28 protein-coding genes and 1 tRNA gene are annotated in these 26974 nt (G+C 70.9%); 17 read left to right on the forward strand and 12 right to left on the reverse strand.

What is annotated here, in order from left to right; genetic code table 11:
• Positions 1-116: 116 nt before the first annotated feature.
• Positions 117-668, reverse strand: a complete 552-nt coding sequence (gene mazG / locus ACP56T_RS17345) for a nucleoside triphosphate pyrophosphohydrolase (protein WP_430913403.1) — start codon at positions 666-668, stop codon at positions 117-119.
• Between the two features lie 632 nt (positions 669-1300).
• On the opposite strand from mazG, the gene ACP56T_RS17350 reads away from it, so the two are divergent.
• Positions 1301-2392 carry a replication protein RepA gene (locus ACP56T_RS17350; RefSeq protein ID WP_430913512.1) on the forward strand — a complete coding sequence of 364 codons (1092 nt, stop codon included), beginning with the start codon at positions 1301-1303 and terminating at the stop codon, positions 2390-2392.
• 132 nt (positions 2393-2524) lie between these two features.
• A complete protein-coding gene (locus tag ACP56T_RS17355; protein ID WP_430913404.1) occupies positions 2525-3211 on the forward strand; it encodes a winged helix-turn-helix domain-containing protein in 687 nt (228 codons plus the stop codon).
• Positions 3212-3260: 49 nt separating this feature from the next.
• Here the strand turns inward: ACP56T_RS17355 and ACP56T_RS17360 are convergent, their stop codons facing one another.
• From ACP56T_RS17360 to ACP56T_RS17370, 3 genes are read right to left on the reverse strand one after another with little or no spacing between them, the layout of a single operon-like run.
• On the reverse strand, positions 3261-4901 hold the full coding sequence (locus tag ACP56T_RS17360) for an acyl-CoA synthetase (protein ID WP_430913405.1): 1641 nt from the start codon (positions 4899-4901) through the stop codon (positions 3261-3263).
• 58 nt (positions 4902-4959) lie between these two features.
• Positions 4960-5463 carry a GNAT family N-acetyltransferase gene (locus ACP56T_RS17365; RefSeq protein WP_430913406.1) on the reverse strand — a complete coding sequence of 168 codons (504 nt, stop codon included), beginning with the start codon at positions 5461-5463 and terminating at the stop codon, positions 4960-4962.
• Positions 5460-6158: a DJ-1/PfpI family protein gene (locus ACP56T_RS17370; RefSeq protein ID WP_430913407.1), complete on the reverse strand. Its 699-nt coding sequence runs from the start codon at positions 6156-6158 to the stop codon at positions 5460-5462. Before ACP56T_RS17370 ends, ACP56T_RS17365 begins: the two co-directional genes overlap by 4 nt.
• A gap of 197 nt (positions 6159-6355) precedes the next feature.
• On the opposite strand from ACP56T_RS17370, the gene ACP56T_RS17375 reads away from it, so the two are divergent.
• From ACP56T_RS17375 to ACP56T_RS17385, 3 genes are read left to right on the forward strand one after another with little or no spacing between them, the layout of a single operon-like run.
• Entirely contained in the window at positions 6356-8080 is a 1725-nt protein-coding gene (locus ACP56T_RS17375) for an ArnT family glycosyltransferase (RefSeq protein WP_430913408.1), read from the forward strand.
• A complete protein-coding gene (locus ACP56T_RS17380; protein ID WP_430913410.1) occupies positions 8077-8823 on the forward strand; it encodes a glycosyltransferase family 2 protein in 747 nt (248 codons plus the stop codon). The genes ACP56T_RS17375 and ACP56T_RS17380 overlap by 4 nt, the downstream gene beginning before the upstream one ends.
• Positions 8817-9146, forward strand: a complete 330-nt coding sequence (locus ACP56T_RS17385) for a lipid-A-disaccharide synthase N-terminal domain-containing protein (protein WP_430913411.1) — start codon at positions 8817-8819, stop codon at positions 9144-9146. The genes ACP56T_RS17380 and ACP56T_RS17385 overlap by 7 nt, the downstream gene beginning before the upstream one ends.
• A 5-nt stretch (positions 9147-9151) precedes the next feature.
• Here ACP56T_RS17385 and metC read toward each other — a convergent pair whose 3' ends face one another.
• Complete coding sequence (gene metC, locus ACP56T_RS17390; RefSeq protein ID WP_430913412.1) at positions 9152-10339, reverse strand: cystathionine beta-lyase; 1188 nt, start codon at positions 10337-10339, stop codon at positions 9152-9154.
• 158 nt (positions 10340-10497) lie between these two features.
• Here metC and ACP56T_RS17395 point away from each other — a divergent pair, with 158 nt between their 5' ends.
• The 5 genes from ACP56T_RS17395 (at position 10498) to ACP56T_RS17415 (ending at position 12556) form a co-directional block, all read left to right on the forward strand.
• A complete protein-coding gene (locus tag ACP56T_RS17395) occupies positions 10498-11244 on the forward strand; it encodes a Crp/Fnr family transcriptional regulator (protein WP_430913413.1) in 747 nt (248 codons plus the stop codon).
• A gap of 128 nt (positions 11245-11372) precedes the next feature.
• Positions 11373-11588, forward strand: coding sequence for a hypothetical protein (locus ACP56T_RS17400; RefSeq protein ID WP_430913414.1), 216 nt, complete (start codon positions 11373-11375; stop codon positions 11586-11588).
• Positions 11589-11698: 110 nt separating this feature from the next.
• Positions 11699-11965, forward strand: a complete 267-nt coding sequence (locus tag ACP56T_RS17405) for a hypothetical protein (protein WP_430913513.1) — start codon at positions 11699-11701, stop codon at positions 11963-11965.
• 76 nt (positions 11966-12041) lie between these two features.
• Positions 12042-12248, forward strand: a complete 207-nt coding sequence (locus tag ACP56T_RS17410) for a hypothetical protein (protein WP_430913415.1) — start codon at positions 12042-12044, stop codon at positions 12246-12248.
• A gap of 26 nt (positions 12249-12274) precedes the next feature.
• The gene (locus ACP56T_RS17415) at positions 12275-12556 is read left to right on the forward strand and encodes a hypothetical protein (protein ID WP_430913416.1); all 282 of its coding nucleotides are present in this window, start codon (positions 12275-12277) and stop codon (positions 12554-12556) included.
• A 4-nt stretch (positions 12557-12560) separates the two neighbouring features.
• Here ACP56T_RS17415 and ACP56T_RS17420 read toward each other — a convergent pair whose 3' ends face one another.
• From ACP56T_RS17420 to ACP56T_RS17440, 5 genes are all read right to left on the reverse strand, one after another.
• Positions 12561-13565 carry a P1 family peptidase gene (locus ACP56T_RS17420; protein ID WP_430913417.1) on the reverse strand — a complete coding sequence of 335 codons (1005 nt, stop codon included), beginning with the start codon at positions 13563-13565 and terminating at the stop codon, positions 12561-12563.
• 52 nt (positions 13566-13617) lie between these two features.
• Entirely contained in the window at positions 13618-14199 is a 582-nt protein-coding gene (cysC, locus tag ACP56T_RS17425) for an adenylyl-sulfate kinase (protein WP_430913514.1), read from the reverse strand.
• A gap of 134 nt (positions 14200-14333) precedes the next feature.
• A complete protein-coding gene (locus tag ACP56T_RS17430) occupies positions 14334-14762 on the reverse strand; it encodes an acyl-CoA thioesterase (RefSeq protein WP_430913418.1) in 429 nt (142 codons plus the stop codon).
• A 53-nt stretch (positions 14763-14815) separates the two neighbouring features.
• Positions 14816-14950, reverse strand: a complete 135-nt coding sequence (locus ACP56T_RS17435) for a hypothetical protein (RefSeq protein ID WP_430913419.1) — start codon at positions 14948-14950, stop codon at positions 14816-14818.
• A 168-nt stretch (positions 14951-15118) separates the two neighbouring features.
• Positions 15119-16582: a TadE/TadG family type IV pilus assembly protein gene (locus ACP56T_RS17440; protein WP_430913420.1), complete on the reverse strand. Its 1464-nt coding sequence runs from the start codon at positions 16580-16582 to the stop codon at positions 15119-15121.
• Positions 16583-16886: 304 nt separating this feature from the next.
• On the opposite strand from ACP56T_RS17440, the gene ACP56T_RS17445 reads away from it, so the two are divergent.
• Both ACP56T_RS17445 and ACP56T_RS17450 read left to right on the forward strand, forming a co-directional pair.
• Positions 16887-17483: a TadE/TadG family type IV pilus assembly protein gene (locus ACP56T_RS17445; protein WP_430913421.1), complete on the forward strand. Its 597-nt coding sequence runs from the start codon at positions 16887-16889 to the stop codon at positions 17481-17483.
• Positions 17480-18058 (forward strand): TadE/TadG family type IV pilus assembly protein, encoded by a 579-nt coding sequence (locus ACP56T_RS17450; protein ID WP_430913422.1) that lies wholly within the window; start codon positions 17480-17482, stop codon positions 18056-18058. The genes ACP56T_RS17445 and ACP56T_RS17450 overlap by 4 nt, the downstream gene beginning before the upstream one ends.
• A gap of 31 nt (positions 18059-18089) precedes the next feature.
• On the opposite strand, the gene ACP56T_RS17455 is transcribed toward ACP56T_RS17450, so the two are convergent.
• Positions 18090-20807 (reverse strand): hybrid sensor histidine kinase/response regulator, encoded by a 2718-nt coding sequence (locus ACP56T_RS17455; protein WP_430913423.1) that lies wholly within the window; start codon positions 20805-20807, stop codon positions 18090-18092.
• A gap of 97 nt (positions 20808-20904) precedes the next feature.
• Positions 20905-21951, reverse strand: coding sequence for an HD-GYP domain-containing protein (locus ACP56T_RS17460; protein WP_430913424.1), 1047 nt, complete (start codon positions 21949-21951; stop codon positions 20905-20907).
• A gap of 317 nt (positions 21952-22268) precedes the next feature.
• On the opposite strand from ACP56T_RS17460, the gene ACP56T_RS17465 reads away from it, so the two are divergent.
• The 5 genes from ACP56T_RS17465 (at position 22269) to ACP56T_RS17485 (ending at position 26972) form a co-directional block, all read left to right on the forward strand.
• The gene (locus ACP56T_RS17465) at positions 22269-22682 is read left to right on the forward strand and encodes a sugar 3,4-ketoisomerase (RefSeq protein WP_430913425.1); all 414 of its coding nucleotides are present in this window, start codon (positions 22269-22271) and stop codon (positions 22680-22682) included.
• Positions 22683-22725: 43 nt separating this feature from the next.
• Complete coding sequence (locus ACP56T_RS17470; RefSeq protein ID WP_430913426.1) at positions 22726-23817, forward strand: DegT/DnrJ/EryC1/StrS family aminotransferase; 1092 nt, start codon at positions 22726-22728, stop codon at positions 23815-23817.
• A complete protein-coding gene (locus tag ACP56T_RS17475; RefSeq protein ID WP_430913427.1) occupies positions 23814-24485 on the forward strand; it encodes an LbetaH domain-containing protein in 672 nt (223 codons plus the stop codon). The genes ACP56T_RS17470 and ACP56T_RS17475 overlap by 4 nt, the downstream gene beginning before the upstream one ends.
• Complete coding sequence (locus tag ACP56T_RS17480) at positions 24482-26776, forward strand: glycosyltransferase (RefSeq protein WP_430913428.1); 2295 nt, start codon at positions 24482-24484, stop codon at positions 26774-26776. Before ACP56T_RS17475 ends, ACP56T_RS17480 begins: the two co-directional genes overlap by 4 nt.
• Before the next feature lie 106 nt (positions 26777-26882).
• Positions 26883-26972, forward strand: a tRNA-Ser gene (locus tag ACP56T_RS17485).
• The last annotated feature ends 2 nt before the right edge of the window (positions 26973-26974 follow it).

A 26974-nucleotide genomic window follows, 5' to 3' on the forward strand; every position in this document is an offset into this window, starting at 1 on the left:
CCACGACCAACATCCCGCGCAAGCCTCCCGTTCGAGCCGGAAGGCAGTGTGGATGACTTGTCCTGGGGTCCCGTTTGGACGCCGATTACCCCAAAAACGGGGTCCTTATTCCACGCCTAATCACAGACGGAGCGGACATCCGGCCAATCGAAGCCGTGTGATGCGGCCTGCCGGGAGACCTTCGCCGCCCGTAGCAAGGCGGGGAGGGCCTTGGTCACGGAACCGAGCAAATCCGGCTCGCCGGATGCGGATTCCCCACCGATTGATCGTAGACGTCGTTCCTCGGCTTTCTGCCGCTCCCAATTCACTTTCACGTCCTCGGTAGAGATTCCGTCCTTGGGGGACCGAAGAAGCTCGCCCTGTGCATCGAGGATATGAGGATGACGGCGGATGAGTTTTCGCGTGATCGACTGGACGACATCCGAAAAAGCGAAGGCTTCGGCCTCCTCGGCGAGACGTGACTGGAAGACGACCTGCAACAGGAGGTCGCCGAGCTCGTCTCGAAGATCGTCGAGATCGTTTCGGTCTATCGCATCGACGACCTCATAGGCTTCTTCGATGGTGTAGGGAGCGATCGTCTCGAACGTCTGCGCGACATCCCATGGACAACCGTCGATCGGATCACGCAGGTCCGACATCAGTTTCAGAAGGCGATTCATTTCGGACATGGCAGGCTCTGAACCGGAATCGTCGACGACACGACAGGATGCCGCTCATCTCCGGCAACCTGTGGGAAAACACCTGATATTCTCTATAAAATCCATATGGAATATCTAAATTCCTTTTGTAGTCGGAACGCATTTTCGGACGGTTTAAAGAACGCCTTGCCTAATTATAGGATTATATATCTATATTTTATCAGAGGGTTTATAGTGAAGGTTTATATGCAGGACTGAAATATCTGTCCTGATCAATATGTTGAGGCGGATATTGGTATGGCATTCTGCGTATTGCCGTATGAAACTCTGCGATCCTTCGCATTCGATTCAGCGTCTTGGCGACAGACGATGCATGATACTCTGCGTGACCGGATATCGGATTCGGCGTGGTTCAAACGAAATATAGGCTAAGAACGGGGACAATTCGGAGATCCGCAGGGCGTATGAAACTCTGCGTACGCTTTCGAGCCCTTGTCCGAAACGCCGTGTTGCGTTTTTACGACACACCTTTTCCGTCCCGCCGGAACTTGATCCGAAGGCCGTGGAAACAGCGGGTATTGTCGGGAGAACCCTGGTTCGGCCCGCAGCGGCCTGACGGCGAATCGTGCCATCAAGCCGGCATGGAGGCGTCTGTCACATCCCTGTCGGGCCTGGACGAGAGGATTCTCGAGATCACGGATCCCGATCTCGTCCTCGAGGTCGAGGCGGCACGCGGCGGGTTCCTGTTCGGGCAGATCGTCGAGCACATCCTGTACCGGCAACGGGAGCGCAACGAAGCCCGATCCGTCTCGGACGATCGGGCTCGGCGCACGGCCGAGCTGCCTCGCGATCGCAAACGGCGCGAGGCTATCCGCGAGGTTATCGAGAACGCACCGACCGGGCCGGAGAATCTCCAGCATATCCATTCGGTCCTGGCGCTATGCGGTCTGCCCTATCGCGATCCCGGACCTGAGCGGGAATTCCTGCGCGAATATGGCCGCAACAGCCTCAGCGTCGTCGCAGGACGGCTGAAGAGCCCCGTCACCGGGCAGATGGAGCTGCAAGGGCTGCCCTACGGGCCGAAGGCACGGCTCGTCCTGCTGCATCTCTGCACCGAGGCCGTTCGCCAGCGCAGCCCCGAGATCGAGGTGGCCGACAGCCTGTCGGGCTTCATGAAATCCATGGGATTCGCCGTGACCGGCGGTGAACGGGGAACCATCCGGCAGTTCAAGGAACAGCTGAACAGGCTCGCTGCCTGCACCATGCAGATCGGTCTCTGGGACGGCAGCGACAGGGCGAGCACGCTCAACGTCCCGCCGTTCCGGCAGCTCGAACTATGGCGGGTGCCAAACGCGGCCGACATGCCTGTCCGCGCCCGCACCGTGAGCTTCCATCGGGACTTCTACGACAACCTCATACAGCATGCCCTTCCCGTCGATATGCGGGCGGCGAGCGCTTTCTCGGGGTCGGCCCGCAAGCTCGATCTGCTGTTCTGGGTCGGCTACCGCCTGAAATCGCTGCAAAGACCCCTGCGACTGACATGGACGAACCTCCATGCCCAGTTCGGTGGCGACAATGCGAACCTGCGCAGCTTCAGGCAGGCCTTCAAGGCGGATGTCGGCCATCTGCTCGAGGTGTTTCCCAAACTGCCCATCACCCTCGGCGATGAGGGAATGATACTCCAGCCGGCCGATGAGAAAACCCTGCTTATTCCTCCTCGTATTAAGGGAATAAGGCGCGTAAAAGCTGCTTAGCCTTAGGGAATACGCATGTACTTAACGCAAATTCCCTGAAATGAGCGACATTCCTATCGGCATTCCTTTACGGATACGGGAAGGTCGTATATTCCCTTTGGCGAGGTTGGATTATTCCTGTCGCGTGAGCCGATGTTCCTGTCCGAGAGCGAGATCGATCTGCGCCTGATCGAATTGCGCCGCCGCCGCGATCTCATCGAACGGGAGATCGCCGATCTCCTTTTGTATCGCGATCTCGGACGCCGGTTGTCCGCCTCCGATGGAGGATCGCCGGCGGTTGCGAGGGTTGCCGCTCCTGGCGACGAGACGAAGGCCGACCAGATGCGGGAGCGGTTTCCGGCCGATCGCGAGGCCGGGTCCATCCCGCCGCGCCCCGTCACGAAGCCGGCATCCGACATCTCTGACATCTCTGACATCTCCGGCTCGACGGCCGAAACCACGGCCTCGCACCGGACCGGCATCGGAGCGAGCATGGGAACCGCCGCCGCGATTCCGGCGGAGCCGATGATCCATCCTGCCGCCGCCGGCCGGCGCGCGACGGCGATCCCGCCCGCCGTGGCGTTCGAGGACGACCCCGTCGCCGCCCGCCGCTACGGCCGCGCGATCTTGGAGGCGGCGCTGGAAGCCCTTCGCGAGGCGGGGCGGCCGCTCCATGCGGGGGAGGTACTCGAGCGCGTCGTGGCGCGGGGCTTCACCGTTCCCGGCCAGGACCCCGTGGCAGCCCTCAACACGCGGCTGTGGAAGCGCTCTGGCCCCGGCGGCCCGCTGCGGCGGCTGGGCGAGGCGGTCTACGCGCTCGCTGAACCGCCGGCCGGTTAGAGGACGCGGTTTCCGGTTCTCCGTTCGGACGGATGGCGGAGACCGCCGCTCAGGACGGCGAGGAGGAACGGGCCCGCTCGCGCAGCAGGAACTTCTGGACCTTTCCGGTGGAGGTCTTGGGCAGCTCCCCGAACACGATCTGGCGCGGCAGCTTGTAGGAGGCGAGACGCTCGCGGCACCAGGCGGTGAGATCGGCGGCGGAGACGGTCTCGCCGGGTTTCAGCTCGACGAAGGCGCATGGGGTCTCGCCCCATTTCTCGTCGGGGCGCGCCACCACCGCCGCCGCCGCCACGGCCGGGTGCTTGAACAGGGTGTCCTCCACCTCGATGGAGGAGATGTTCTCGCCGCCGGAGATGATGATGTCCTTGGAGCGGTCCTTGAGCTGCACGTAGCCGTCGGGATGCTTCACGCCGAGATCGCCCGAGCGGAACCAGCCGCCGGCGAAGGCGGCCTGGGTCGCCTTCGCGTTCTTGAGATAGCCGCGCATCACCACGTTGCCGCGGAACATCACCTCGCCCATGCTGGCGCCGTCCGCCGGCAGGGACTCCATCGTCTCGGGGTCGCGCACGTCGAAGCCCTCGAGCACGGCGTAGCGCACGCCCTGGCGGACCTTCTTCTCGGCCTGCGCCTCGGCATCGAGTGCGTCCCAGTCCCGGTGCCAGGCATTGACCACCGCCGGGCCGTAGCTCTCGGTGAGCCCGTAGAGATGCGTCACCTCGAAACCGGCGGTGCTCATCCCGGCGAGCACCGCCTGCGGGGGAGGGGCGGCGGCGGTGAAGAAGGCGACCCGGCCGGGCAAAGCCCTGCGCTCCTCCTCCGGCGCGTTGAGCAGCAGCGACATCACGATCGGCGCCCCGCACAGATGCGTCACCTCATGTTCCGCGAGCGCGGCATACATGGCCTTGGCCCGGACCTGCCTGAGGCAGACATGGGTGCCGGCCACCACCGAGAGCGACCAGGGGAAGCACCAGCCGTTGCAGTGGAACATCGGCAGCGTCCAGAGATAGACCGGGTGCTGACCCATGGCGCCGGTGATGACGTTGCCAAGCGCCAGGAGCGCCGCGCCGCGATGGTGGTAGACGACGCCCTTCGGGTCTCCGGTGGTGCCCGAGGTGTAGTTGAGCGAGATCGCGTCCCACTCGTCCTCCGGCATCAGCCAGTCCCGCTCGGGATCGCCCTCGGCGAGCAGCGCCTCGTAATCGAGGCTGCCAATGGCTCGGCCCTCGCCCGCGTATTCGGGATCGTCCACGTCGATCACCAGCGGCGCCACGGCGGCCTGTTCGAGGGCCTTGGCCGCGACCGCCGAGAACTCCCGGTCGACGATCAGCACCTTGGCCTCGCCGTGGTCGAGGCAGAAGGCGAGGGCGCCCGCGTCGAGCCGGGTGTTGAGGGTGTTGAGCACCGCTCGCGTCATCGGCACGCCGTAATGGCATTCGAGCATCTCGGGGGTGTTGGCGAGCAGCACCGCCACGGTGTCGCCCCGTCCGATCCCGCGCGCGGCGAGCGCCGAGGCGAGGCGCCGGCTGCGGGCATAGAAGTCGCGGTAGCTGCGGCGCAGGGCGCCGTGGACGATGGCGGTGTGCTCGGGAAACACCCGCGCCGCCCGGTCGAGATAGAGCAGCGGGGTCAGCGGCTGGTAATTGGCCGGATTCCGGTCGAGGTCCTTGTCGTAGATCGTCTCGCGGGCCATCGGCGCGCCTCCCGGTCCTTGTTCGTTGGGACCGTAAGTATCTCGCCCCGCGGCGGGATCAATCGGCGGCGGCCAAGGCCCGCTGCATCAGTACCGTATCGATCTCGCGGCCCTGCTTGACGCCGACGCCGCGCAGGCACCCGGCGACCGAGAAGCCGCAGCGGGCATGCAACGCCTGCGAGCCGCCGGTGCCGGTCCGCGCGATGACGGCGATCATCTGGCGCCAGGGCCCGGCCTCGCAGCGGCGCACCAGGGTCGAGAGCAGGGCCGTGCCGACGCCGCGCCCCTGGGCGGTCGGCGCCACATAGACGGAATCCTCCACCGTGTGCCGGTAGGCCGGCCGCGCCCGCCAGCCCGTGGCATAGGCGTAGCCGAGGATCGTCCCCGCCTCCTCCGCCACGAGATAGGGCAGGCCGGCGGCGCGGACCCCCTCGAACCGCCCCAGCATCTCGGCCTCGCTCGGAGGCACCTCCTCGAAGGTGGCCAGACTCGTCAGGACCTGGGGCGCGTAGATCGCGAGGATCGCCGGAACGTCTCCAGCGCGCGCGTCCCTTAGGATCACGCCCAGTCCGTCCGGGGCACGCTCGCGCCGGTGATCCCGGAGACGATTACCTCCCGCTCGCTCCGGCTCGCCGCGAGGCGTCGTCTCGTCGCCGCCAGCACCTCGGCGGGCGCGGTCTCCGGTGTGCCGGCCGCGAAGGGCGGGGCGGGGGCGTATTCGAGGTTGAGCTGGATCGCCTCGGCGAGCTCTCGGCTGGCGATCTCGGCGACGACGGTCAGCGCGAAATCGATGCCGGCGGTGACGCCCCCTCCGGTGATGAGGGACCCGTCCCGCACCACGCGCTCGGCCACGGGGGTCGCGCCGAAGGCCGGCAGCAGATCGAGGGCGGCCCAATGCGTCGTGGCGCGTTTGCCTTCCAGCAGCCCGGCCGCGCCCAGCACCAGCGCGCCCGTGCACACGGAGGTGACGAAGCGGGCCCGTTCCGCCTGGCCGCGCAGGAAGGCGAGGGTCGCCTCGTCGCGCAGGAGCGCGTTGACGCCGACGCCTCCGGGCACGCAGACGATGTCCAGCGGCGGGCAGGAGGCATGGGTCGCCGTCGGGATCAGGACGAGCCCGGTCGCGGTCGTCACGGGCTCCAGATCGGCGCCGACGAGCAGGACCTCGGCGTCCGGCACCAGCGCGAACACCTCGAACGGGCCGGTGAGGTCGAGCTGCTGTACCTTCGGGAAGACGAGAATACCGATCCGCAGGCTCATGGGGGCAGTCTCCGAGACAGGGGTTGGCCACGGTTGTCGCCGATCCATGGCGGCGGCCGCAAGGCCGATCCGGCCGAGCCCATTTGACATTCCCGCCCGGATCATCGACACGGCCCGGCGCCGTCCCGAGGGCCTCGCGCGCCGATAAGCGGGGCAGGGGAGCCTTGCATGAACGCCGTTCCGGCCAGCGGCCCCCGATGACGAGCCTGTCCTCGCATGCCCGCCTCGGGGAGGCCGCCTCCCCCGACTCGACGGGCGCCGTCCTCGATACCGGATTGTCGGCCCTGTCCGCGAGCCATCTGCGTGCCTGCGCGGCGCTGCTCCTGCTCTGCCTCGTCTGCTTCCTGCCGGGCTTCGTCTCGCTGCAACCCATGGACCGCGACGAGCCGCGTTTCGCCCAGGCCTCGAAGCAGATGCTCGAGACCGGCGATCTGGTCGATATCCGCTTCCAGGGGGAAGCGCGCCACAAGAAGCCCGTGGGGATCTACTGGGCGCAGGCCGCCTCGGTGGCCGCCGGGGAGGCGCTGGGCGTCGAGGACGCCCGCACCCGCATCGCGCTGTACCGGATCCCGTCCCTGCTCGGGGCGACGGGGGCCGTGTTGCTGACCTACTGGGCGGCGCTGGCCTTCCTCGAGCGTCGCTACGCGCTGCTGGCGGCGGCGCTGTTCGGCGCTTGCCTGATGCTCTCGGCCGAGGCCCGTCTCGCCAAGACGGACGCGCTCCTCTGTGCCTGCGCGGTGGCCTCCTTCGGGGCCTTCGCGCGCGCCTGGCTGTGGCGGGCGCCCGGCCGGACGCCTCTGCCGGAACCGGTCGTGCTCGCGTTCTGGCTCGGCATGGCGCTCGGTATCCTGGTGAAGGGGCCGATGGTGCCGCTCTTCGTCGGCCTGCCCGCCTTGGTACTCTCCGTCCGGGAGCGGTCCTGGCGCTGGCTGCTGGCGCTGCGGCCGCTTCCGGGCTTGTTTCTCGTCCTCGTCGTGGTCGCGCCCTGGTTCCTCGCCATCGCCTGGAAGACGGCGGGGGCCTTCTTCTCGGAGGCCGTCGGCCACGACATGCTCGCCAAGGTCGGGGGAGCCTCGGAGAAGCATTTCGCGCCGCCGGGGGCCTATCTGCTCGTCTTCTTCGCGACCTTCTGGCCGGGAGCCGCCTTCGCGGCGCTGTCCGCGCGCTTCGCCTGGGCGCAGCGGCGGACGGAGACCGTGGCCTTCCTGCTCGCCTGGATCGTGCCCGCCTGGATCCTGTTCGAATGCGTGCCGACCAAGCTGCCGCATTACGTGCTGCCGCTGATGCCGGCGGTGGCGATCCTCACCGTGATCGCGCTCCGGAACGGCGCCCTCGATCCGTCGCGGCGCGGGGCCAGGGCCGTGACGCTCCTCGTCCCGTTCATCCCCCTCGGGCTGACGGCGGGGCTCGCCTATGCCTGCTGGACCTTCGACCATACCCTGCCCTGGGCGGGCCTGACGCTGCTCGCTGCCGCGAGCGTCCTCGCGATCCTCGCCGTCGTGACCTTCGCGCGCGGGCTGCCCGAGCGCGCGCTGGCGATCGCGATCCTCGCCTCGATGCTGCTCTCGCCGGCCGTCTTCGGGCTGACCCAGCCGGCGCTCGCCGCGCTCAAGGTCTCGCCCCGGCTCGCCGCGATCCGCGACGGCCTGCCCTGCCGCGATCCGCGGGTGGCGAGCCTCGGCTATCGTGAGCCGAGCCTCGTCTTCCTCATCGGCACGGAGCTCGCCATGCTGAATTCGGGCGCGGAGGCCACGGCCTTCCTCAAGCAGGGCGGCTGCCGGCTCGTCTTCGTGGAGGACCGCTTCCTGCCTGAGTTCGAGACGGCCTCCGGCGGCACGCCGGGCCCGGTCGGCCGGGTCTCGGGCTTCAACATCAACGGGGGGCGCCGGATCGCCCTGAACGCCTACGCGGTGACGCCGTGAGCACGACGCCCCGCCTCACCGTGGTCGTGCCCGTGAAGAACGAGGCCGGCAACATCGCCGGGCTGGTGGCCGAGATCGAGCGCGCCTGCACGCCGCTCGCGCCCTTCGAGGTCGTCTATGTCGACGACGGCTCCACCGACGCCACCCCGGCGGCGCTGGATGCCGCCCGTGCCGGGCGGCCCTGGCTGCGGGTGCTGCGGCACCCGGCGAGCGGGGGCCAGTCGGCGGCGGTGCGCAGCGGCGTCGCGGCGGCGGCCGCTCCCGTGGTGGCGACCCTCGACGGCGACGGGCAGAACGATCCCGCCTTCCTGCCGGTGCTCTACGCGGCGCTGATCGAGGGCGGCGAGGGCGTCGGCCTCGCGCAAGGGCAGCGCACCGGCCGCAAGGACGGGCGGCTGAAGACGATCCAGTCCCGCATCGCCAACGGCGTGCGCGGAAGAATCCTCAAGGACGGCACCCGCGACACCGGCTGCGGCCTCAAGGTGTTTCGCCGCGACGTCTATCTGAGGCTGCCCTATTTCGATGCGCTCCACCGCTTCATGCCGGCGCTGGTGGTGCGCGAGGGCTTCGGCGTCGTCCATCGCGACGTGGTCGACCGGCCGCGCTTCACCGGGCGCTCGAACTACGGGCTGTTCGACCGGCTCTGGGTCGGCCTCCTCGACCTCGCCGGGGTATGGTGGCTGATCCGCCGCAAGAAGCCGTCCCAGGCGGCGGCCGAGATCGCGCGGGGCGAGCGATGCTGATCGAGATCTCCGATCACCTGCGGGCCTATTTCTACGACGTCTTCGTCACCCGGTTCGATTTCTGGCTGGTCTTCGGCGTGGTGGCGCAGCTCGTCTTCGGCTCGCGCTTCATCCTGCAATGGCTCGCCAGCGAGCGCGCCGGAAAGAGCGTCATGCCGCTCTCGTTCTGGTTCCTGTCCATCGTCGGCGGGCTGATGACCCTCGCCTACGGATTCGTGCGCAAGGAGCCGGTGATCATCATCGGGCAGGGCCTCTCGACGGGCATCTATCTGCGCAACCTCGCCCTGATCTTCCGCGAGCGCGGCAAGGTGCGCGACAAGTAGGCGGCTCAGGACGCCGCCCGCAGGCGGGCGAAGCCGGCATCGAGATCGCGCTTCAGGTCCTCGACGTCCTCGAGCCCGATATGGAAGCGCAGGGTCGGGCCGCCGGGGGCCCAGCGCGTCGCCGTGCGGTAGGGCGTGCAGTCGAAGGGGATGACGAGGCTCTCGAATCCGCCCCATGAGAAGCCCATCCCGAAGAGCTCCAGGTGGTCGAGCATCGCCGCCACCGCCGCCTCGGGTACCGGCTTGAGCACGACGCCGAACAGCCCCGATGCCCCGGAGAAGTCGCGCTTCCAGATGGCGTGGCCGGGATCCTCGGGCAGGCCGGGATGGAGCACCCGCAGCACCTCGGGCCGGGCTTGCAGCCAGCGCGCCATCTCCAGGCCCTGCCGGCCGTGCTCGCGCAGCCTCAGCGCCATCGTGCGCAGGCCGCGCAGCGCCAGGAAGATGTCCTCAGGGCCGGCGCACATGGCGAAATGGTCGAAGGTGCGCCGCACCGCCGGGAAATGCCTGGCATTGGCCGAGGTCAGGCCGATCAGCAGGTCCGAGCCGCCGCTGAGATACTTGGTGCCCGCCTCCACCGCGATGTCGACGCCGCGCTCGTGGGGGGGGAAGAGCAGGGGCGTCGCCCAGGTGTTGTCCATGATGAGCGTGCCGCCGCGCGCATGGACGGCCTCACTGATCGCCGGCACGTCCTGCATCTCGAAGCTCTGCGAGCCCGGCGCCTCGACCAGCACCGCCTTCGTGTTCTCGCGCATCAGCCCGGCGATGCCGGCCCCGACGAGGGGGTCGACATAGGTCGTCTCGACGCCGAAGCGCGCCAGCACCCCGTCGCAGAAGATCCGCGTCGGACGGTAGGCGGAATCGGTCACGAGCAGATGGTCGCCCGCGTTCAGGCTCGCCATCAGCGCCACCGTCAGCGCCGAGAGCCCCGAGGGCGTCACCACGGTGCCGGCCGCGCCCGCCAGCTCGCTCCAGGCATCGGTGAGCGCGTCCATGGTCGGCGTGCCGGAGGTCCCGTAATTGTAGCGCCCGCGCCGGTTCACGATGTCGTCGTAGGTCGGGTACAGCACGGTCGAGCCGCGATAGATCGGCGTGTTGACGAAGCCGTGCTGGGCGCTCGGGTCGCGCCCGGCATGCACGAGGCGGGTCGCGGGACGGAAGCGGGCGGGATCGCGGGGCGGCGTCTCGGTCATGCGCGGAAACGGGTCCTGGGACGGGGGCATCGCCTGCGACGCAAACCCCGCCCGCCGGCGCAGGTCAAGCGCCGGGCGCGGGGAGGGGGCCCGAGTTGCCGGCGGAGGGGCCCGTTCTACCTAGTCCCGCATCCAAGGCATCGTTCGCGCCGGCCCGAATGACCAATCCCCTGATCCTGAAGCTCGATCGGAGCGGCCTCCTCACGGATGCGGACCGCGCGACGCTGTCGGCGCTCTGCGCGCCCATGCGCCACGTGGCCGCCGACCAGGACATCGTGCGCGAGGGGGAATCCGGCGAGAACGTCCATCTCGTCCTCGACGGCATCGCCTGCCGCTACAAGATCCTGCCCGAGGGCCGGCGCCAGATCATCGGGCTGCTGCTGCCCGGCGATTTCTGCGACCTGCAATCGGCCGTCCTCGGGGAGATGGATCACAGCATCGCCACGCTTACTCCCTGCGCCCTCGTCGACATCCCCCAGCACGTCGTCGACGCGCTGACCCTCGACCATTCGCGCATCGCCCGCGCCCTGTGGTGGGCCACCCTCGTGGACGAGAGCGTCCTGCGCGAGTGGCTCGTCAACATGGGGCAGCGCCCGGCCGACCGGCGCACGGCCCATCTCCTCTGCGAATTGCTGTTGCGCCTTCAGGCCGTCGGGCGGGCGGAGGGCGACGCCTGCGACCTGCCGCTGACCCAGACCGAGCTCGGCGACATCCTCGGGCTCACCAACGTCCACATCAACCGCGTCCTCCAGGATCTGCGCGGACGCGGCCTCGTCGCCCTCAAGGAGCGGCGGCTCGAGATCCCGGACCTCGCCGCCCTGCAAGCCTTCTGCGGCTTCGACCCGGCCTATCTGCGCCTGCGCCGGCGCGTCATCGACGGCCGGCGGGCCGGGAGCGCGGGATAACCGGCCCCTCCGCCGGCCCGAGCGATCGATCTTGATCCATGTTGATGCGCCCTCGGGCGCGAGGGCGCTTTTTCGCATCCTGCAACGGACACGTTCGGAACGTCCGTCCTTCCGGAGGAACCGCGCGGATGACGGAGGACACTGGTCTGCCGGCCGTGCCGCCGCCACGCTATCGCGTGCTGGTCCTCGGGGAGGGCGGGATCGTCCTGCGGACGGAGCATCTCGCCGCCGCCTGCGACGAGGACGCCATGGTCCTGGCGCGGGGCATGAGCGGCCGGAACGCCGTCGAGCTCTGGGACGGCCTGCGCTTCATCGAGCAGTTCGCCCTGCTTCCCGAGGGCTGAGCCGGCCCCTCGTAGGGTCGGCGTTGTCGTTCGCTTAAGGCTCGGCCCTTATTCTGCCGGCGGTGTCGTCGTCCCCTTGTCGCGTAGCCGGGATCGGTTCCTTGCGTATCGTGCGTAACTTGAGCCTCGGCCTGTTCGTCGCGGCCTGCGCCGGGATCGTCGGGCTCGTTTCCGCCGACAGGCTGTCCCATCCGGGCAACCTGCCCGTGCGGCGGGCCGCCCTGGCGGAACCCTCGGCCACCGGCTCCATCGCCGCCGCCCCGAAGGCGGCCGCCGTCGCGGCCAAGCCCGCCGCCGCCGCGATCCCGAACGGCTTCGACACCGAGCGCCTCCACGCGCTCATGCGCGGCGATCCGATCATGCCCTCCCGCCGCTGACGGCGATTCGCGACACGCGGCGGAACCTCGGGCGCGTCCGGGCGCTTGCCCTGCCGCGCGCAGCGGAAGGCCGCTCATGAATCCGATCCTCGTCGTCGCCCTCGTCTGCGCCTCCGCCGTGCCGCAGCCCGACTGCACCCGCGAGAACGCCCTCGACGTCATCACCGGCCCGGCCCACACCCTTCAGGAATGCCTCGTCCAGGGGCCGGTGCTGGCCGCCGCCGCCGGTCACGGCGAAGGCGGGGGCGTGTATGTGAAGACGCGCTGCGAGCGGCGGCGCTGAGAAACTCTCACGGGGGAAGACCGATCATGAGCGAAGAGGCCGTCAGCCCCGAACGGGCGGTGATGATCCGCCTGCGCGCGCGTCTCGCGGTGGTGGAGCGCGCGGCCTGGTTCGGCATGGTCCACGCCATGCGCACCAAGCCCTCGGAGACGGTGGCCTACATCGCCTCCGAGCGCGAGCGCTGCGCGGAGGGTTTCGGCGCCAAGGGCTGGGCGTCCGACCTGACGCGGGCCGAGCGGGCGATGCTGGCGGCGGAGGTCGATTCGGGGCTCGAGCAACTGGTCAAGGACGCCGCCGAGGGCGCCTGATCCCTCATCCGCCGAATCGGTCGCGCCAGGCGGGGGGCAGGCCCGCCGGCGCGCCCGGAAGCGCCGTCGCGGCACGGACGCCGATGGCGACGGCGCGGGCGAGGACGGCAGCGGCCGCGTCCCCCAGCCGCGCGAGTGCCGGCAGCGGCTCGTCCCCGAGGGCAACGCGGCCCGTGGCGGCGGCGAAGACCACGTCCCCGTCGAGCGGGGTGTGGACCGGATGGATGGCGCGGGTGAGCCCGTCCTGCGCCGCCACCGCGAGCCGTTTCGCCTGCGCCTTGGTGAGGCGCGCGTCGGTGGCGACCACCGCGAGCGTGGTGCTGGCGCCGGCAAGCCCGCGCTCGGGAAAGGCGAGGGCCTCCGGCGGGATCGCCTCGGGCCAGCCGAGACCGCCGAACTCGGCCTCCCGCTCGAAGGGCGCCGCCCAGAAATGCGGCCCCTCGCCGACCGTGACCCGGCCGAAGGCGTTCACCGCCACGAGCGCCCCCACCGTGAAGGGCGTGCCGGCGACGGCCGCGCTGGCCGAGCCGAGCCCGCCCTTGAGATTGGCCGTGCGCGCGCCCGTGCCGGCGCCGGCCGAGCCGAGGGCGAATGCACGCCCCGCCGAGGCGGCGGCGGCGTAGCCGAGCTCGCGATAGGGCGGATAGCGGCCCCACGCCTTGTCGCCGCCGTTCAGGAGGTCGAACAGGATCGCGCCGGGCACGATCGGCACCCGCGCCGAGCCGACCGGCAGGCCCCGCCCTGTCTCCGCGAGCCACGCCACCACGCCCGCCGCCGCGTCGAGCCCGAAGGCCGAGCCGCCGGAGAGCACGAGGGCGTCGATCCGCTCCACGGTGCGCTCGGGGTCGAGGAGGTCCGTCTCGCGGGTGCCGGGGCCGCCGCCGCGCACGTCCACGGCGGCGACCGCCGGGCGCTCGAACAGGATCGCGGTGGTGCCGGTGGCGGCGCGCAGGTCCTGGGCATGGCCGACGAGGATGCCGGGGATGTCGGTGATGAGGCTGCGCGTCATGGCCGCCGGAGGATGCCACGACGGGCCGCGCCCGTCTCCGTCGCTCGGTTCCTCAGAGCGGCGCGCTGAGGCGGGTGAGGGTCCCGATCAGCGCGGCGGCGGAATCCTCCACCGTGCGCCCCTCCGTCGTCACCACGATGTCGGCGGCGCGGGGCGCCTCGTAGGGCGCCGAGATGCCGGTGAAGTTCGCGATCTCGCCCGCCCGCGCGCGGTCGTAGAGGCCCTTGGGGTCGCGGGCCTCGCAGACGGCGAGCGGCGTGTCGACGAAGACCTCGACGAAGGGGATGTCCCCGGCGATGCGCCGGGCGGTCTCGCGCTCGGCCCGATAGGGCGAGATCAGCGAGACGATGGTGACGAGCCCGGCCTCGGCCATGAGCCGCGCCGCCTCCGCCGCCCGCCGGATGTTCTCGGCCCGGTCCCTGGCGGTGAAGCCGAGATCGCCGTTGAGCCCGTGGCGCAGGTTGTCGCCGTCCAGCACCATGGCCTTGCGCCCGCCGAGCGTCAGGGCCCGGTCGGCGGCGTTGGCGATGCTCGACTTGCCCGCCCCCGACAGGCCGGTGAGCCAGGCGATCACCGGCCGCTGCCCGAGGCAGCGCCAGCGCTCCTCGCGCGGCTGAAGGCTGTGCCAGGTCAGGTTGCGCTCCCCGGCGTTCTGCGGGGGAGCCTGTCCGACGAGATGCGGACGACGAGCTTTCACGAATCTCTCCCGGATGCCGCGAGGCGGGACGTCCCACCCTACGCCACGATCACGGGCGCGTGAACAGTCTCTCAGTTTCCGGTTGTATCGGCCGCGACATGCACGGCCTCCGGGGGGATCGGCCGGGGGCGGCCCTCGTCGTCGATGGCGACGAAGGTGAAGACCGCCTCCGTCACCTTCTCGCGGATCTGGGTGCGGAACCGGCGCGCCCAGGCCTCGACCTCGATCTTCATGGAAGTGCGCCCGACATGGCCGATGCGGGTATAGACGCAGAGCACGTCGCCGACGCGCACCGGCCGGATGAAGGTCATCGCGTCGAGGGCCACGGTCACGACGCGGCCCTGCGCCCTGTCGACGCCGGCGATGCCGCCGGCCTGGTCCATCTGGGACAGGACCCAGCCGCCGAAGATGTCGCCGTTGGCGTTGGTGTCCGCCGGCATGGCGCTGGTGCGCACGGTGAGGTCGCCGCGGGGCAGGGGGGCGCTGTCGGATCGGCTCATGGACGGTCGGGGCGTGTCGGAGGGGATGTCCGGGCGTGTCGGGCCGGGGCCGGTCAGGGCAGCAGGCCGGCAAGCTTCAGGCCAGCCGCCGCGAACACGGCGACGGCGCAGACGAGGCATTCGAGGGGGATCGACTGCCAGAGGTCGCGGGACACCGCCTCGCGCGCTCGGGTCGCGACGTCGTTCATGGGGCTTCCTCCCGAGCGGCCGGATCTGATGCCGGCCGTCTCGAACCGCGAAGGCTAGCACGGGGCCCGCCCCGAGCCTAGAGTCTGTCTAGGAGAAGCGGATCCCGGTTTTCCGTCCGGATAGACGGCAGAACAACGGCTTAGCGCCTTGCCGGGGAGGATGCCGGCTCACTGGGTCAGCCGCAGTTTCCCCGAGACCGGCCCGACGCCCTTCGGCACCGGCACGCTGCTGGCGTCGTAGTTCGCGTTCAGCACGAGGGTCGGGCCTTCGTAGAGATTGACCTGCTGGGCGACGATCACGGTGTAGGTCGAGCGGTCAGAGACCGGCCGCTTGCCGTCGATCACGAGGCGGCCGGCCGGCAGGTAGATGGTGCCGAGCATGGTGCGGGTGTTGTCGCTGATGATGCGGTAGGTGCGCATCGGCTGGGTGGACTGGAGCGGCGCCGGGGTCGGCGGGATCTGGGTGAGATAGGGCTGAAGAAGGGGGTGCTCGATGATCCTGAGCAGCGCCTTGATCGGATCGACCGGATCGCCGACCGTCCGCTCCTCCGTCATCAGGATGCCGGCCATGACACCCGTCGTCGGCGCGGCGAGGCTGACGGTGGTGCCCGTGTCGAAGAGCAGGCCGGCCATGTCGCCCGTGAAGTAGAAGCCGACATCGACGCCGTTCAGGGTGGCCGTCTTGTCCACGAAGAGCGGGCCGTCCTTGATGACGTAGATGCCCGGCTTGAGCGTGACGACGGCGTTGTCGGTGATGTGCAGGCCCCGGCAATAGGTGCCCGGCTCCAGGGTGATGCGATTCTCGATCCGGTTCTCGCCGGTTCCCAGCGCACCCAGCGGGCTGAGGAGCGACGTGCTCGCCCCCGCCGGCAGCGACTTGCAGGGGCCGACGCTCGGCGCCGGCCGGGCGGCCATGGGATCCTTGATCGCCGGGCAGTCGGTCTGGGGCGTCGGCGTGAAGTTCGCCCGAGGCCCCAGGTAGCCGCCCGCCGAACAGATCGTCTCGGCCCTGGCGATGGAGTTCTGGTTGCCGATCATGCCGGTGCCGCTGGTCGAGTTCGAGTAGAGCGAGCAGCTGAGCGCCGTGACCTGCGCGTTCTTCTCCAGGTTGAAGGTGCCCGGCGCCAGCGGGTCGAGGGTCAGCATGCAGAGCCGCATCTTGCCCACGACGTTCGCGCGCGCCTTGACCGCCACCTTCGCCGTCGGGATGCCGAGCAGGCGCCCGAAGGTGAGCTTCACGTCCTCCTCGACCTTGGCGAAGACGTTGCTCTTGTCCTCGGCGACGACGATCTGCGTGGTGATGGGCCGTTCCGGCGTCACGTTCGCCGCCGCGCGGATCGTCTGGTCCACGAGGCCGATGATGGACTCGGAGGTCGACATCGCCAGCTTCAAGGCGTTGCCGCCGGCCAGCGCGCCGGCATCGGCCGCGCTCTGGAGCTGGCTGCGCCGGGAGACGAGCCGGGCGTAATCGGCGCCCCCGCCCGCCAGGGTGATCAGGACGGCGGCCCCGAGGCCGAACATGACGGCGACGCTGCCGCGCCGGTCCGGCCCGGCGCGCCGTATCCGGTCGAGCAGGGCGCGCGCCGCCGAGACCACGCCGGTCGCCTCGCCCGATCTCCCCTGCCTGCCCATCCGCCTGACCGACCGCTGTCCTTCAAAGAGAGGGATGGCCGGTTTTAATCGCGGCCCGTTAATGAAACGGCCTCCTCACCTGGCACAAAGCCGCGGACCGCGTGGGTCGACATCCTTCTCTGCCGGCCATCATCTTCCGATGGCAAAATAAACGTTGTGCAACTTTGGATTGCATTCTCGGAAAGATCGATCACAATCCTGTGTGTGACTCACACGAATCGTAAAGACCCGCCGCCCTATACTTTCCGTGAGCTTCGGTGAGCCGCGACGAACGCATCGCCGAGAGACGGGCAAGAGTCTGTCGATGGATCGGGCCAGGGAGACGCATCGTCGGGGGAGGCCGGGCCGGGCCGGGGCACGGCCGCTCGCGGCCCTCGTGCGCGACCGGCGCGGCGCGACGGCGGTCGAGTTCGCCATGCTCGCCTTCCCGTTCTTCGCCCTGTTCTGCGTGATCGTCCAGTCCGGCGTCCAGCTCCTCGCTCAGCAGACCCTCGACATGAGCGTCGAGCGTGCCGCCCGCCTGCTGCGCACGGGCGAGTTCCAGGATGCCGCCGACGGCAGCGATCCGGCGACGCGCATGCGCAAGGTGCTGTGCGGGAGCGCGCTGGTGTTCTTCCGCTGCGGCGACCTGAAGCTCGACGTCACCCGCGCCGGCAGCTTCTCCCAGAGCCAGGTCGTGCCGGCCTATGACGGCAAGAAGAAGGACTGGGCCTCGGGCTTCGGCAGCCATTTCGACTGCCCGGTCGGCGACGACGTGGTGTCGCTGCGCGTGGCGGTGCCGGTGCTCGGGCCGTTCCGCCTCCTCGATTTCGGCGCCCAGCCCATGGGCGGCGGCCAGCAGCTCCTCACCGCCACGTCGATCTTCCGCAGCGAGCCCTATACGGGCAAGACCTGCTCGTGAGGCGGCGTCCCTTCGCGCGCTTCGCCGGACACCGACGCGGCGTCTCCGCGGTGGAGTTCGCGCTCGTCGCCCCCTGCCTGCTCCTGATGGTCATGGCCTCCATCGACATCCCGCGCGCCATCGCCATGGGCCGGCGTCTCGGGCTGGCGGCGAGCAGCACGGCCGACCTGATCGCGCGCGACGACACGAAGGACCTGTCCGACGTCTATGCGGCGGCCGATGCCATCGCCACGCCCTACGACATCTCCGGCGCGCGCATCGTGCTCACCGCGGCGGGGGTCTATCCGGTGGGGACGGGGTTCGTCGCGCGGGTCTGCTCGAGCGCCGCCCGGAACGGCCAGCCCCGCGCCGCCGGGACCGTGATCGGACCCGCGCCGCCCGGAACGGCCTCGGCCGGCGCCCGGTTCGTGATGGCCGAGGTGAGCATGCGCTACGCGGCGGTCTTCAAGGTCTTCCCGGTGCTGAACGGCTGGACCTTCTCCTACAAGGCCGTCTGGCCCGTGCGCGAAGGCAAGGCCGTCCACGGCTCCGACGAGGTGGTGCTGGCCGGCGGCAGCCCCTGTCCGCTGCTGTAGCGGCCTCTCTGCCGCCTCCTCACGCGCGTCCTCACGCCGCCAGCCTGTCCTCGAAATGGCCTTCGAGACAGGCGGTGGTCTCGGCGAGGAGGCGCGCGAGACGCGCGAGGGCATCGGCATCGGGGCAGATGCCGTCCATGCGCGCGTCGCGCTCGATCCCGGCGAGCAGGGCCCCGAGCGCCTTCGCGCCGACATTGACGCTCATCGACTTGAGGCTGTGGGCGGCGCGCGCCGCCGCCGGGGCGTCGTCCGCCTCCCGCGCCGCCTTCAGCGCGTCGAGGGCCATGGGCGTGTGCTCGCGGAACAGCCGGAGCAGGCGCTCCAGGAAGGCCGTGCCGCTCTGCTCGGCGATCTCGGACAGGCTCGCCAGGGTCTCGGGATCGAGGAGCGGGGGCATCTCCTCGGGCTCCTCTACGACTCCGGCGCTCGAGGCCGTCGGGCTCACGACGGCCGCCGCCGGACGAGGGCTCCCTTCCGCCGCTCCCGCCTCGGGCAGGAAGGCGGCGAGGGTGCGGGCGAGATCGGTCAGGGTGAAGGGCTTGGCGAGCATGCCGTCCATGCCGGCCTCGGCCCAGGCGTCCGCCCCCGTGCCGACGACATGGGCGGTGAGCGCCACGATGGCGACCCGGTCGCCGCCGGTCTCCATCTCGCGGACGCGGATCGCGCGGGCGGCGTCGAAGCCGTCGAGCACCGGCATGCTGCCATCCATCAGGATGAGGTCGATGCCGCCGCGCGCGGCCGCCTCCACCGCCTCCTGGCCGTTCTCGGCGGTGGTCACGTCGGTGACGCCGCAGCGGGCGAGGGCCTCGGCGGCGACCTCGCGGTTGACGGCGTTGTCGTCGGCCACCAGCACCCGCGCGCCGGGGAATCGCGGCAGCGCGGCGGTCGCCTCGGCACGCGGGCTCGCGGCGGCGAAGGGGCCACCGCTCGCCAGCGCGGCGAGCGCCGGGCGCCATTCCGCCTGGACGAGCGGCCAGCGCAGCACCTCGTCGGCGAGCCCCGCGCGCAGCACCTGCGTCCCGGCCGGATCGCCCATGGGCGCGAGCGCCAGCACGCGCCCGACATCGGCCGGACGGCGGCCGCGCCGCAAGAGCTCGTCCGCCGGGGCGACGACATGGGCGCCGGATGTCCGCTTGCCGGGAGCGAAGCCCGCCTCCCGGAGCCCGGCCGCGAGGACGAGCAGGGTCGCCGAGCCGAGTCCTTCGAGCGCCACCGCCGCTTCGACCGCCGGCTGCCGCTCGATCGTCTCCCGCTCGGTCAGGCATTCGACCGGCAGGCGGGCCCAGAAGGTCGAGCCGCTGCCGGGCTCGCTCGACACGCCGATCTCGCCGCCCATGGCCGCGACCAGCGACTGCGCGATGGACAGCCCCAGCCCCGTGCCGCCGAAGCGGCGCGTGGTCGACTGGTCGGCCTGGGAGAAGGCGGAGAAGATCGTCGGCAGCTTCTCGGCCGGGATGCCGATGCCGGTATCGGTCACGGCGATCTCGATGCGGCCGTCGCCCAGGGCCTCGATCCGCAGGAGGACATGGCCGGTCTCTGTGAACTTCAGGGCGTTGTTGACGAAGTTGCCGAGCACCTGTCCGAGGCGCACCGGATCGCCCGTGAAGCGCGCGGGCACGCCCGGCCCGATCCGCGCGGCGAGATCGAGGCCCTTGGCGCGGGCGCGCTCGCCGAACAGCGTCACGACGGTGTCGGCGAGATCGCCGGTGACGACGGGGATCGCCTCGAGCTCCATCTTGCCGGCCTCGACCTTGGCGAAGTCGAGGATGTCGTTGATGATCGCGAGCAGGCTCTGGCCGGAGCGGGCGATGACCTCCGCATAGCGGCGCTGGCGCTGGGGCAGGTCGCCGGCGGCGAGCAGCTCCGCCATCACCAGCATGCCGTTCATCGGCGTGCGGATCTCGTGGCTCATGGTGGCGAGGAAGCTGGACTTGGCCGCGTTGGCGGCTTCGGCCGCGTCCCGCGCCTCGCGGAAATCGGCGGTGCGGTCGCTGACCTCCCGCTCCAGGGAGGCGCGGTGCGCGGCGAGCGCGTCGTCGCGCTCGCGCACCGCCCCGAGGAGCCCGTTGAAGGTGGCGGCCAGCGCGCCGACCTCGTCGTCCGTGGTGACGGCGGCGAGCGTCGCGTAGTCGTGGTTGAGCCGCACCGCCTCCATGGTCCGCGCGAGCGCGACGAGGGGGCGCGTCAGCGCCTTCTGGAGCCGCCACGCCACGAGCAGCCCGATCGCGAGGGCGAGCGCCGCCGCGAGCGCCGCGTTCGAGAGCACCGCCGTCAGGCGTCCGCGCAGGTCCGTGGTGTCGGCGATCAGCGTGACCCGCCCGATCTCGGCGCCCGCCGCGATCACCGGCACGCTGAGCCGCGCGGTCTGGGTGAAGGCGAGGTCGAGGGCCGTGGCGCCTCCCTCGCGGTCGAGATCGACGTCGTCGGAGAGCGCCAAGCCGATCCCCTGCTCGGCGAGCAGGGACCCGTCCGGCAGGACGAGCGCCGCGTAGACGACGTTGCGCTGCTCGGCGATGGCGCGCAGCGCCCGGCTCGCGGCGGCCTCGTCGCGCTCCGCCGTCGCGGGGGCGGCGGCGCTGGCGAAGACCGTGGCGACCGCGCGCATGCTCTCGCGCTTGTCGGCGGCGTAGCGGGCGAGCTCGCTCCAGGCGGTCAGCCCGGTGCCCGCGGTGAGCGCGACGAGCACCGCGCCCGCCACCGCGCGCCCGAGGCGCCGCGCCAGCGAACGGGACGATTTCGGCAGGGACATCGGCGGATCACCTTCGGCGAAGGCCGCGAGCCTGCCCGAGGACCCGTTTACGGTCTGTTAAGCAGGCCGGCGTTTCGTCTCGCCTGGCCGGCCCGGCTCAGGCGGCCTCGCGCGTCTCGCCGCTCGCCACCCGCTCGACCTGGCTCCAGCGCGAGAGGAAGGCGTCCACCGCGCGCGCGTCGAAATGGCTGCCGGCATTGGCGACCAGGAAGGCGCGGGCCTCCGCCAGCGGCCACGCCTTCTTGTAGGGGCGCTCGGAGGTGAGCGCGTCGAACACGTCGGCCACCGCCACGATGCGTCCCGAGAGGGGGATGGCCTCTCCCGCGAGACCGTTGGGATAGCCGGTGCCGTCCCAGCGCTCGTGATGGCTCGCGGCGATCTCGGCGGCGAGCTGCGCGATGCCCGATCCGCTGCTCTCCAGGATGCGCCGGCCGCGTTCGGCGTGGCGTTCCATCTCGGAGCGCTCGTCCGGGGTGAGCGGGCCGCGCTTGAGCAGGATGGCGTCGGGCACCGAGATCTTGCCGACATCGTGCATGGTGGAGGCCAGGCAGAGCCGGTGCTGCGCCTCCCCCGTGAAGCCGAGGCCCTCCGCGATCAACCCGACGTAATCCGCCACGCGGGCGATATGGTCGCCGGTATCGGTGTCGCGGTGCTCGGCGGCCTTCATCAGCAGGGTGATGATCTCGCGCTCGCGGGCCTCGATGGTGGCGACGGCGGCCGCGACCTCCCGCTCCAGCTCGGCCGCGTGCTGCTCCTGCGCCCGGTAGGCCCGCGTCAGGGCCAGCAGGTTCGTCACGCGCGCCCGGATCTCGAGGGGATCGCAGGGCTTGTTGAGGAAGTCGGTGGCGCCCGCCTCCAGCGCCTCGCGGCGCAGGGAGCGCTGGTCGATGCTCGTCACCATCACGATGGGGACGTTCTCGAGGCCCGGAATCCGCCGGGCGGCCCTGATGAACTCGACGCCGTTCATGAGCGGCATGTCGTAGTCGGTGATCATCACGCCGATGTCGCGGGGATGCGTCCGCGCGAAGACCAGAGCGTCTGCCGGACGGGTGAAATCGTGCGGCTCGCAGCCGGGAATCGGCCGCAGCGCCGCCACCATCAGGAGGTTGTTCAACTCACCGTCGTCGAGGACGAGCGCACGCATGCGGAAGACCTTGGCTCGCGGGCGTCGTCCGCTCCGCTGCGCCCTGTTTAGCGCGGCAAGTCTTGCCAAAGGGTTGGGACGACCCCGTGAAACCAAGGCGATGAGACCGCGCTCCCCGCCACGCATTCCGCCGTCGCGCGCCCGGCGGGAGAAAACGGGACGCCGTGCCGGCATACGATCCGGTCCGGTAATGTAATTCAGGCAATAATAATTGCCGGATTATCCCAAGTGCATTTTATAGATTGCAACTTGTCGATGCGGATTCCCGACTCTAGTCTTTGCCGACGATCGATAAGCCTCAAGGTGGCGTGAACGGCATGGACGTCATTGCAGGGGTGCAGGTGTTGAGGCAGCGGGTCCATGCCGACGGGCGTGGCTCCCTGGTGGCGCTGGAGGAGGAGGACGGCCTGCCGTTCCCCCTCGAGCGGGTCTTCTTCATGAAGGTCGACAAGGCGGGGGTGGAACGCGGCGGCCACGCCAATTCCTGCGACGAGTACATCGTGCCGCTCACCGGCTCCGTGGTGGTCGAGGTCGACAACGGGCGGGAGAGCGCCCGCATCCGCCTGTCCGATCACGGGCGCGGCCTCTGGGTCCGCGCCGGGATCCTGATCCATCTGCGCGAGTTCGAGGCGGGGACGACGTTGCTCGTCTGCGCGTCCGCCCGCTATGACGAGACGCGGCACTTCGCGCGGGCCCAGCCCCATCTCGCGGCGAGGCTCTGCCCGGCATAGAGAGGCGTGGCCGGGTGATCCGGTTCCAGAGGCGGCGACGCGGATGATCCCACAGGCGGCCCCCGCCCGGCGCATCGCGCGCTTCCGGGCGGAGATCGACGCGGCCGTCGCCTCGGTGCTCGGCGGCGACAGCTATATCCTCGGCGAGGCGGTGGAGAGCTTCGAGCGCGCCTTCGCGGAGGAGGCGGGCGCGGCCCATTGCGTCGGCGTGGCCTCGGGCACCGACGCCATCGCCCTCGGCCTGCGGGCGCTCGGCATCGGGCCGGGGGACGAGGTGATCGTGCCGGCCATGACCTTCGTCGGCACCGCCCAGGCGGTCCTCCATTGCGGGGCGCTGCCGAGGCTCGTCGACGTCGACCCCGCCACCCGCTGCATCGACGTGGCGGCGGCGGCCGCGGCGGTCGGCCCGCACACCGCCGCGATCGTCCCCGTGCACCTGTTCGGGCATCCCGCTCCCATGCCGGCCCTGATGGAGCTCGCCGGCCGGCACGGGCTCGCGGTGGTGGAGGACTGCGCGCAGTCGCACGGGGCGAGCCTCGACGGGCGCCCCCTCGGCGGCTTCGGCCATGCGGCGGCCTATTCGTTCTATCCGACGAAGAACCTCGGCTGCGTCGGCGACGGGGGCGCCGTCGCGACGAACGACGCCCGGCTCGCCGCGCGCCTGCGGGCGCTGCGCAACTACGGTTTCGACGGACCGGAGCGGATCAGCCGCGTCTGCGGCTTCAATTCCCGCCTCGATGCGATCCAGGCCGCGATCCTCTCCGTCCTGCTGCCGCATCTGCGCGCGGGCAATGCCGAGCGCCTGGAGATCGCCGCGCGCTACCGCGCCGCTCTCCCCGCCGCCGCCGGGCTCGCCCTGCCGCCGGATCATGGGGCTTGCGTCTACCACCAGTTCGCCATCACCCATCCCGAGCGCGACCGGCTGGCCGCGCATCTGGCCGCCGCCGGCATCGGCACGGCGGTTCACTACACGCCGGGCCTGCACCGGCACCCGGTCTTCGCGGAGGCCGCCTCCGGCCCGCTTCCCGTCACCGACGCGCTCGCGGACACGCTGCTGAGCCTGCCGATCCAGCCCGAGATCGCGGCAGAGGCCCCCGAGGCGGTGGCCGCCGCGCTCGGGACCTTCTCCGCATGAGCGGGGGCGTCGTCCTGTTCGGCACCGGCTCGCCGATCCTCGTGGATGTCGAGGAGAGCCTGCATCGGGCCGGGCTCGTGCCGGCCGCCGGCATCCGCAACCGGCCGGGCGCCTGCCACCTGTCGCAGGAGATCCGCGCCGTCACCGCCCAGGAGGCCGGTCCCGAGCTGACGGCGCTGCCCTTCCTGGTGCCGCTGTTCACGCCCGCCCACCGCCAGATCGCGGCGCGGGAGGCGCGCGCCCTCGGCTTCACGACCCCCTTCACCCTGATCGATCCGAGCACGCCGGCGCCGCGCCGGCTGGAGATCGAGGAGGGCGGCTACGTCAATGCCGGCTGCACACTCGGCGGCGGCTCGCGGATCGGCGCCTTCGTCTTTCTCAACCGGGGCGCGAGCCTCGGCCACCATGCGCGGCTCGGCGCCTTCGTCTCGATCGGGCCGGGCGTGACCATCGCCGGCCACGTCACCCTCGGCGACGGCGTCGTCGTCGGCACGGGCGCCGTGATCCTGCCGGAGGTGACGATCGGCGCCAACGCCGTCATCGGCGCCGGCTCGGTGGTGACGAAGGACGTGCCCGCCGGCTGCCTCGCCCTCGGCCATCCGGCGCGGGTCGTGCGGGAGGGCATCGGCGGCTATCACGGGCTCGCCGTGGACCCGTCCGGGGCATGATCCCTCGGGTCCATCTCTACACCGTGTGCTGGGACGAGGCCGACATGCTCGGCTTCTTCTTCCGCCACTACGATCCGTGGGTGGAGCGCTACGTCGTCTACGACGACGGCTCGACGGACGGCTCCCTCGACATCCTGCGCGCGCATCCCCGCGTCGAGCTGCGCCGCTTCGACCGGGTCGAGGCGGAATCCTTCGTGCTCTCCCACAAGGCGATGCAGGACGAGGCCTGGAAGGAGAGCCGCGAGAGCGCCGACTGGATCGTCGTGACCGCCATCGACGAGCATCTCCATCTCGGGGCGGGGCGCCCCATGGCGCCCTATCTCGCCGAGCAGGCGCGGGCCGGCGTGACCCTGCTGCCGGCCCTCGGCTTCGACATGAACCATCCGACGATGCCCGACGATTGCGGGCTCCTGGTGGAGCGCGTCACGCGCGGGCGGCCGCGCCCCGCCTTCAACAAGCTCAGCCTCTTCCGCCCGCGCGCGATCCGCGAGACCGGGTTCGGGCCGGGGCGCCACGCGGCCGCTCCCATCGGCGACCTGCGCCTGCCGGAGCGCGACGCGGTGATGCTCTGGCACTACAAGCATCTCGGCTTCGAGCGGAACGCCGCCCGCGAGGCGTCCCAGGCCGAGCGCCTCGGCCGCGTCGACGTCGCGAGCGGGTTCGGCCAGCATTATCTCTGGTCCCGCGAGCGCCTGCGCGGTTTCTGGGACGAGATGGAGCGGGACGCCGCCGACCTCTCCGCGCCCGGTTTCGCGCCGGAGGGCGCCTGCGCCCGGCCGCTGTGGTGGGAGGAGCGCCCCGGCATGATCCGAGCCGGAACGCGCCCCCCGCGCGCGCCGGTTCCCGCGAGCGTGCTCGAACGGCCGACCGTCTCGGTGCTGATCAAGGCGCACGAGCACGCCCCCTACATGCGCCAGAGCATCGACAGCGTGCTCGACCAGTCCTTCGCCGATGTCGAGATCGTCGTGACGGACGACGCCTCCACGGACGGCACGGCCGAGATCCTGCGCGGCTACGACGACCCGCGCATCCGGCTCGCGGTGCAGCCGCGCAATCTCGGTATCTCGGCGACGATGAACGCCACCGTCGCCCGCGCGCGCGGGCGCTATCTCGCGATCCTCAACTCCGACGACTTCGCCCTTCCCGGCCGCCTCGCCCGGCAGGCCGCCTTCCTCGATGCCAACCCGGACGTCTCCCTGGTCTTCGGCCTGCCGCGCGTGGTGGACGAGGGAGGCGCCCCCGCAGCGCCTTTCAACGATTTCCTGCGCCCGCTCGCCTTCCCGGATTTCTCGCGCCGCACCTGGCTGCGGAGCTTCTTTTACGAGGGAAACAGCCTCTGCGCCCCCGCCGCCATGATCCGGCGGGAGGCCTACGCGGCGGCCGGCCTCTACGACCCCCGGCTCACCAATCTCCAGGACCTCGACATGTGGGTCCGCATGGTCGCCGCCGGCCACGCGATCCACGTCCTGCCCGAGGAGGTCACCGCCTTCCGTCAGCGCGCCGGCCACGCCAACATGAGCGCCCCGCGCCCCGACACCCGCCTGCGCACCGGCTTCGAGTTCACGAAGATCCTCCGGCACTTCGCCGCCCTCGATCCGGAGGCGTTCGAGGAGGCGTTCGGCGAGGATTTGCCGGAGGGCCCCTTCGCCGACGCGCCGGTGGCGGACCGCCTCGCGGCGCTCGCCGCCCGCGACACCCGGATCGCCTGCCTCAACTTTGCGGTGGAGCACGCCTATGCCTCGGCCCGCGACGCGGACGGCTACGACCGCCTGCGGGCGGTCTCCGGCGTCGCCGATGCCCTCGGCCTCGAGGCGATCGCCACGCGCGACCACGTCCTCGCGTGCGTGCGCGAGGAGCTCGCCGAGCGGGAGCTCCGGCTGGAGAGCGTCGCGGCCGACCTCGCCGAGGCCCGCCAGGCGCTGTCCGGCCGCGACGCCCGGTCGGAGCGACTGGCCGCCGATCTCGCCGGTGCCCGTCAAGCGCTGGCCGGCTGCGATATCCGGCTGGAGCGCCTGGCCACCGATCTCGCCGCCGCCGAGGAGCGCTCCGTTCGCGCCGCGGCGCAGGCGGCCGAGCGCGGGCAGCGGCTCGCCGAGCACGAGGCGGCGCTGGCCCGTGCCGGCGACGAGAGCATCCGGCGCGCGGCCGAGCACCTGCGGGTGGAGGCCGATCTCCGCGCCGGCCTGGCGGAGGCGCTCGCCGAGCGGGACGGCATGCGCCGCTCCCTGTCCTGGCGCTCGACCGCGATCCTGCGCCGGCTCGGCCGCGCCGTCGGCCGTCGCGCGCGCTGAGGCCGGCTCCGTCCGCGGACGTTTTTCGGATGCCGCCGCCCTCCGTCTCGGCTACAAGCGCCGGGCCGGCGCGGCCGGGCCTGTAAAAGGCCGGGCACCCGGCTGCGGAAGGGTGGCCGAGTGGTTTAAGGCAGCGGTCTTGAAAACCGCCGTGGGGGCAACCCCACCGTGGGTTCGAATCCCACCCCTTCCGCCAGG

The organism is Methylobacterium endophyticum (genome assembly GCF_050591105.1).
Classification (GTDB): domain Bacteria; phylum Pseudomonadota; class Alphaproteobacteria; order Rhizobiales; family Beijerinckiaceae; genus Methylobacterium.

Excerpts from the sequence above, each read along its gene's own strand:
- ACP56T_RS17355 (WP_430913404.1), top strand. The coding sequence starts at position 2,525 with ATGTTCCTGTCCGAGAGCGAGATCGATCTGCGCCTGATCGAATTGCGC.
- ACP56T_RS17480 (WP_430913428.1), top strand. The coding sequence starts at position 24,482 with ATGATCCCTCGGGTCCATCTCTACACCGTGTGCTGGGACGAGGCCGAC.
- ACP56T_RS17420 (WP_430913417.1), bottom strand. The coding sequence starts at position 13,565 with ATGACGCGCAGCCTCATCACCGACATCCCCGGCATCCTCGTCGGCCAT.
- ACP56T_RS17385 (WP_430913411.1), top strand. The coding sequence starts at position 8,817 with ATGCTGATCGAGATCTCCGATCACCTGCGGGCCTATTTCTACGACGTC.
- ACP56T_RS17410 (WP_430913415.1), top strand. The coding sequence starts at position 12,042 with ATGAATCCGATCCTCGTCGTCGCCCTCGTCTGCGCCTCCGCCGTGCCG.
- metC (WP_430913412.1), bottom strand. The coding sequence starts at position 10,339 with ATGACCGAGACGCCGCCCCGCGATCCCGCCCGCTTCCGTCCCGCGACC.
- ACP56T_RS17415 (WP_430913416.1), top strand. The coding sequence starts at position 12,275 with ATGAGCGAAGAGGCCGTCAGCCCCGAACGGGCGGTGATGATCCGCCTG.
- ACP56T_RS17445 (WP_430913421.1), top strand. The coding sequence starts at position 16,887 with ATGGATCGGGCCAGGGAGACGCATCGTCGGGGGAGGCCGGGCCGGGCC.
- ACP56T_RS17470 (WP_430913426.1), top strand. The coding sequence starts at position 22,726 with ATGATCCCACAGGCGGCCCCCGCCCGGCGCATCGCGCGCTTCCGGGCG.
- ACP56T_RS17460 (WP_430913424.1), bottom strand. The coding sequence starts at position 21,951 with ATGCGTGCGCTCGTCCTCGACGACGGTGAGTTGAACAACCTCCTGATG.
- ACP56T_RS17435 (WP_430913419.1), bottom strand. The coding sequence starts at position 14,950 with ATGAACGACGTCGCGACCCGAGCGCGCGAGGCGGTGTCCCGCGACCTC.
- ACP56T_RS17440 (WP_430913420.1), bottom strand. The coding sequence starts at position 16,582 with ATGGGCAGGCAGGGGAGATCGGGCGAGGCGACCGGCGTGGTCTCGGCG.
- mazG (WP_430913403.1), bottom strand. The coding sequence starts at position 668 with ATGTCCGAAATGAATCGCCTTCTGAAACTGATGTCGGACCTGCGTGAT.
- ACP56T_RS17360 (WP_430913405.1), bottom strand. The coding sequence starts at position 4,901 with ATGGCCCGCGAGACGATCTACGACAAGGACCTCGACCGGAATCCGGCC.
- ACP56T_RS17455 (WP_430913423.1), bottom strand. The coding sequence starts at position 20,807 with ATGTCCCTGCCGAAATCGTCCCGTTCGCTGGCGCGGCGCCTCGGGCGC.
- ACP56T_RS17395 (WP_430913413.1), top strand. The coding sequence starts at position 10,498 with ATGACCAATCCCCTGATCCTGAAGCTCGATCGGAGCGGCCTCCTCACG.
- ACP56T_RS17400 (WP_430913414.1), top strand. The coding sequence starts at position 11,373 with ATGACGGAGGACACTGGTCTGCCGGCCGTGCCGCCGCCACGCTATCGC.
- ACP56T_RS17430 (WP_430913418.1), bottom strand. The coding sequence starts at position 14,762 with ATGAGCCGATCCGACAGCGCCCCCCTGCCCCGCGGCGACCTCACCGTG.
- ACP56T_RS17465 (WP_430913425.1), top strand. The coding sequence starts at position 22,269 with ATGGACGTCATTGCAGGGGTGCAGGTGTTGAGGCAGCGGGTCCATGCC.
- ACP56T_RS17370 (WP_430913407.1), bottom strand. The coding sequence starts at position 6,158 with ATGAGCCTGCGGATCGGTATTCTCGTCTTCCCGAAGGTACAGCAGCTC.
- ACP56T_RS17375 (WP_430913408.1), top strand. The coding sequence starts at position 6,356 with ATGACGAGCCTGTCCTCGCATGCCCGCCTCGGGGAGGCCGCCTCCCCC.
- ACP56T_RS17475 (WP_430913427.1), top strand. The coding sequence starts at position 23,814 with ATGAGCGGGGGCGTCGTCCTGTTCGGCACCGGCTCGCCGATCCTCGTG.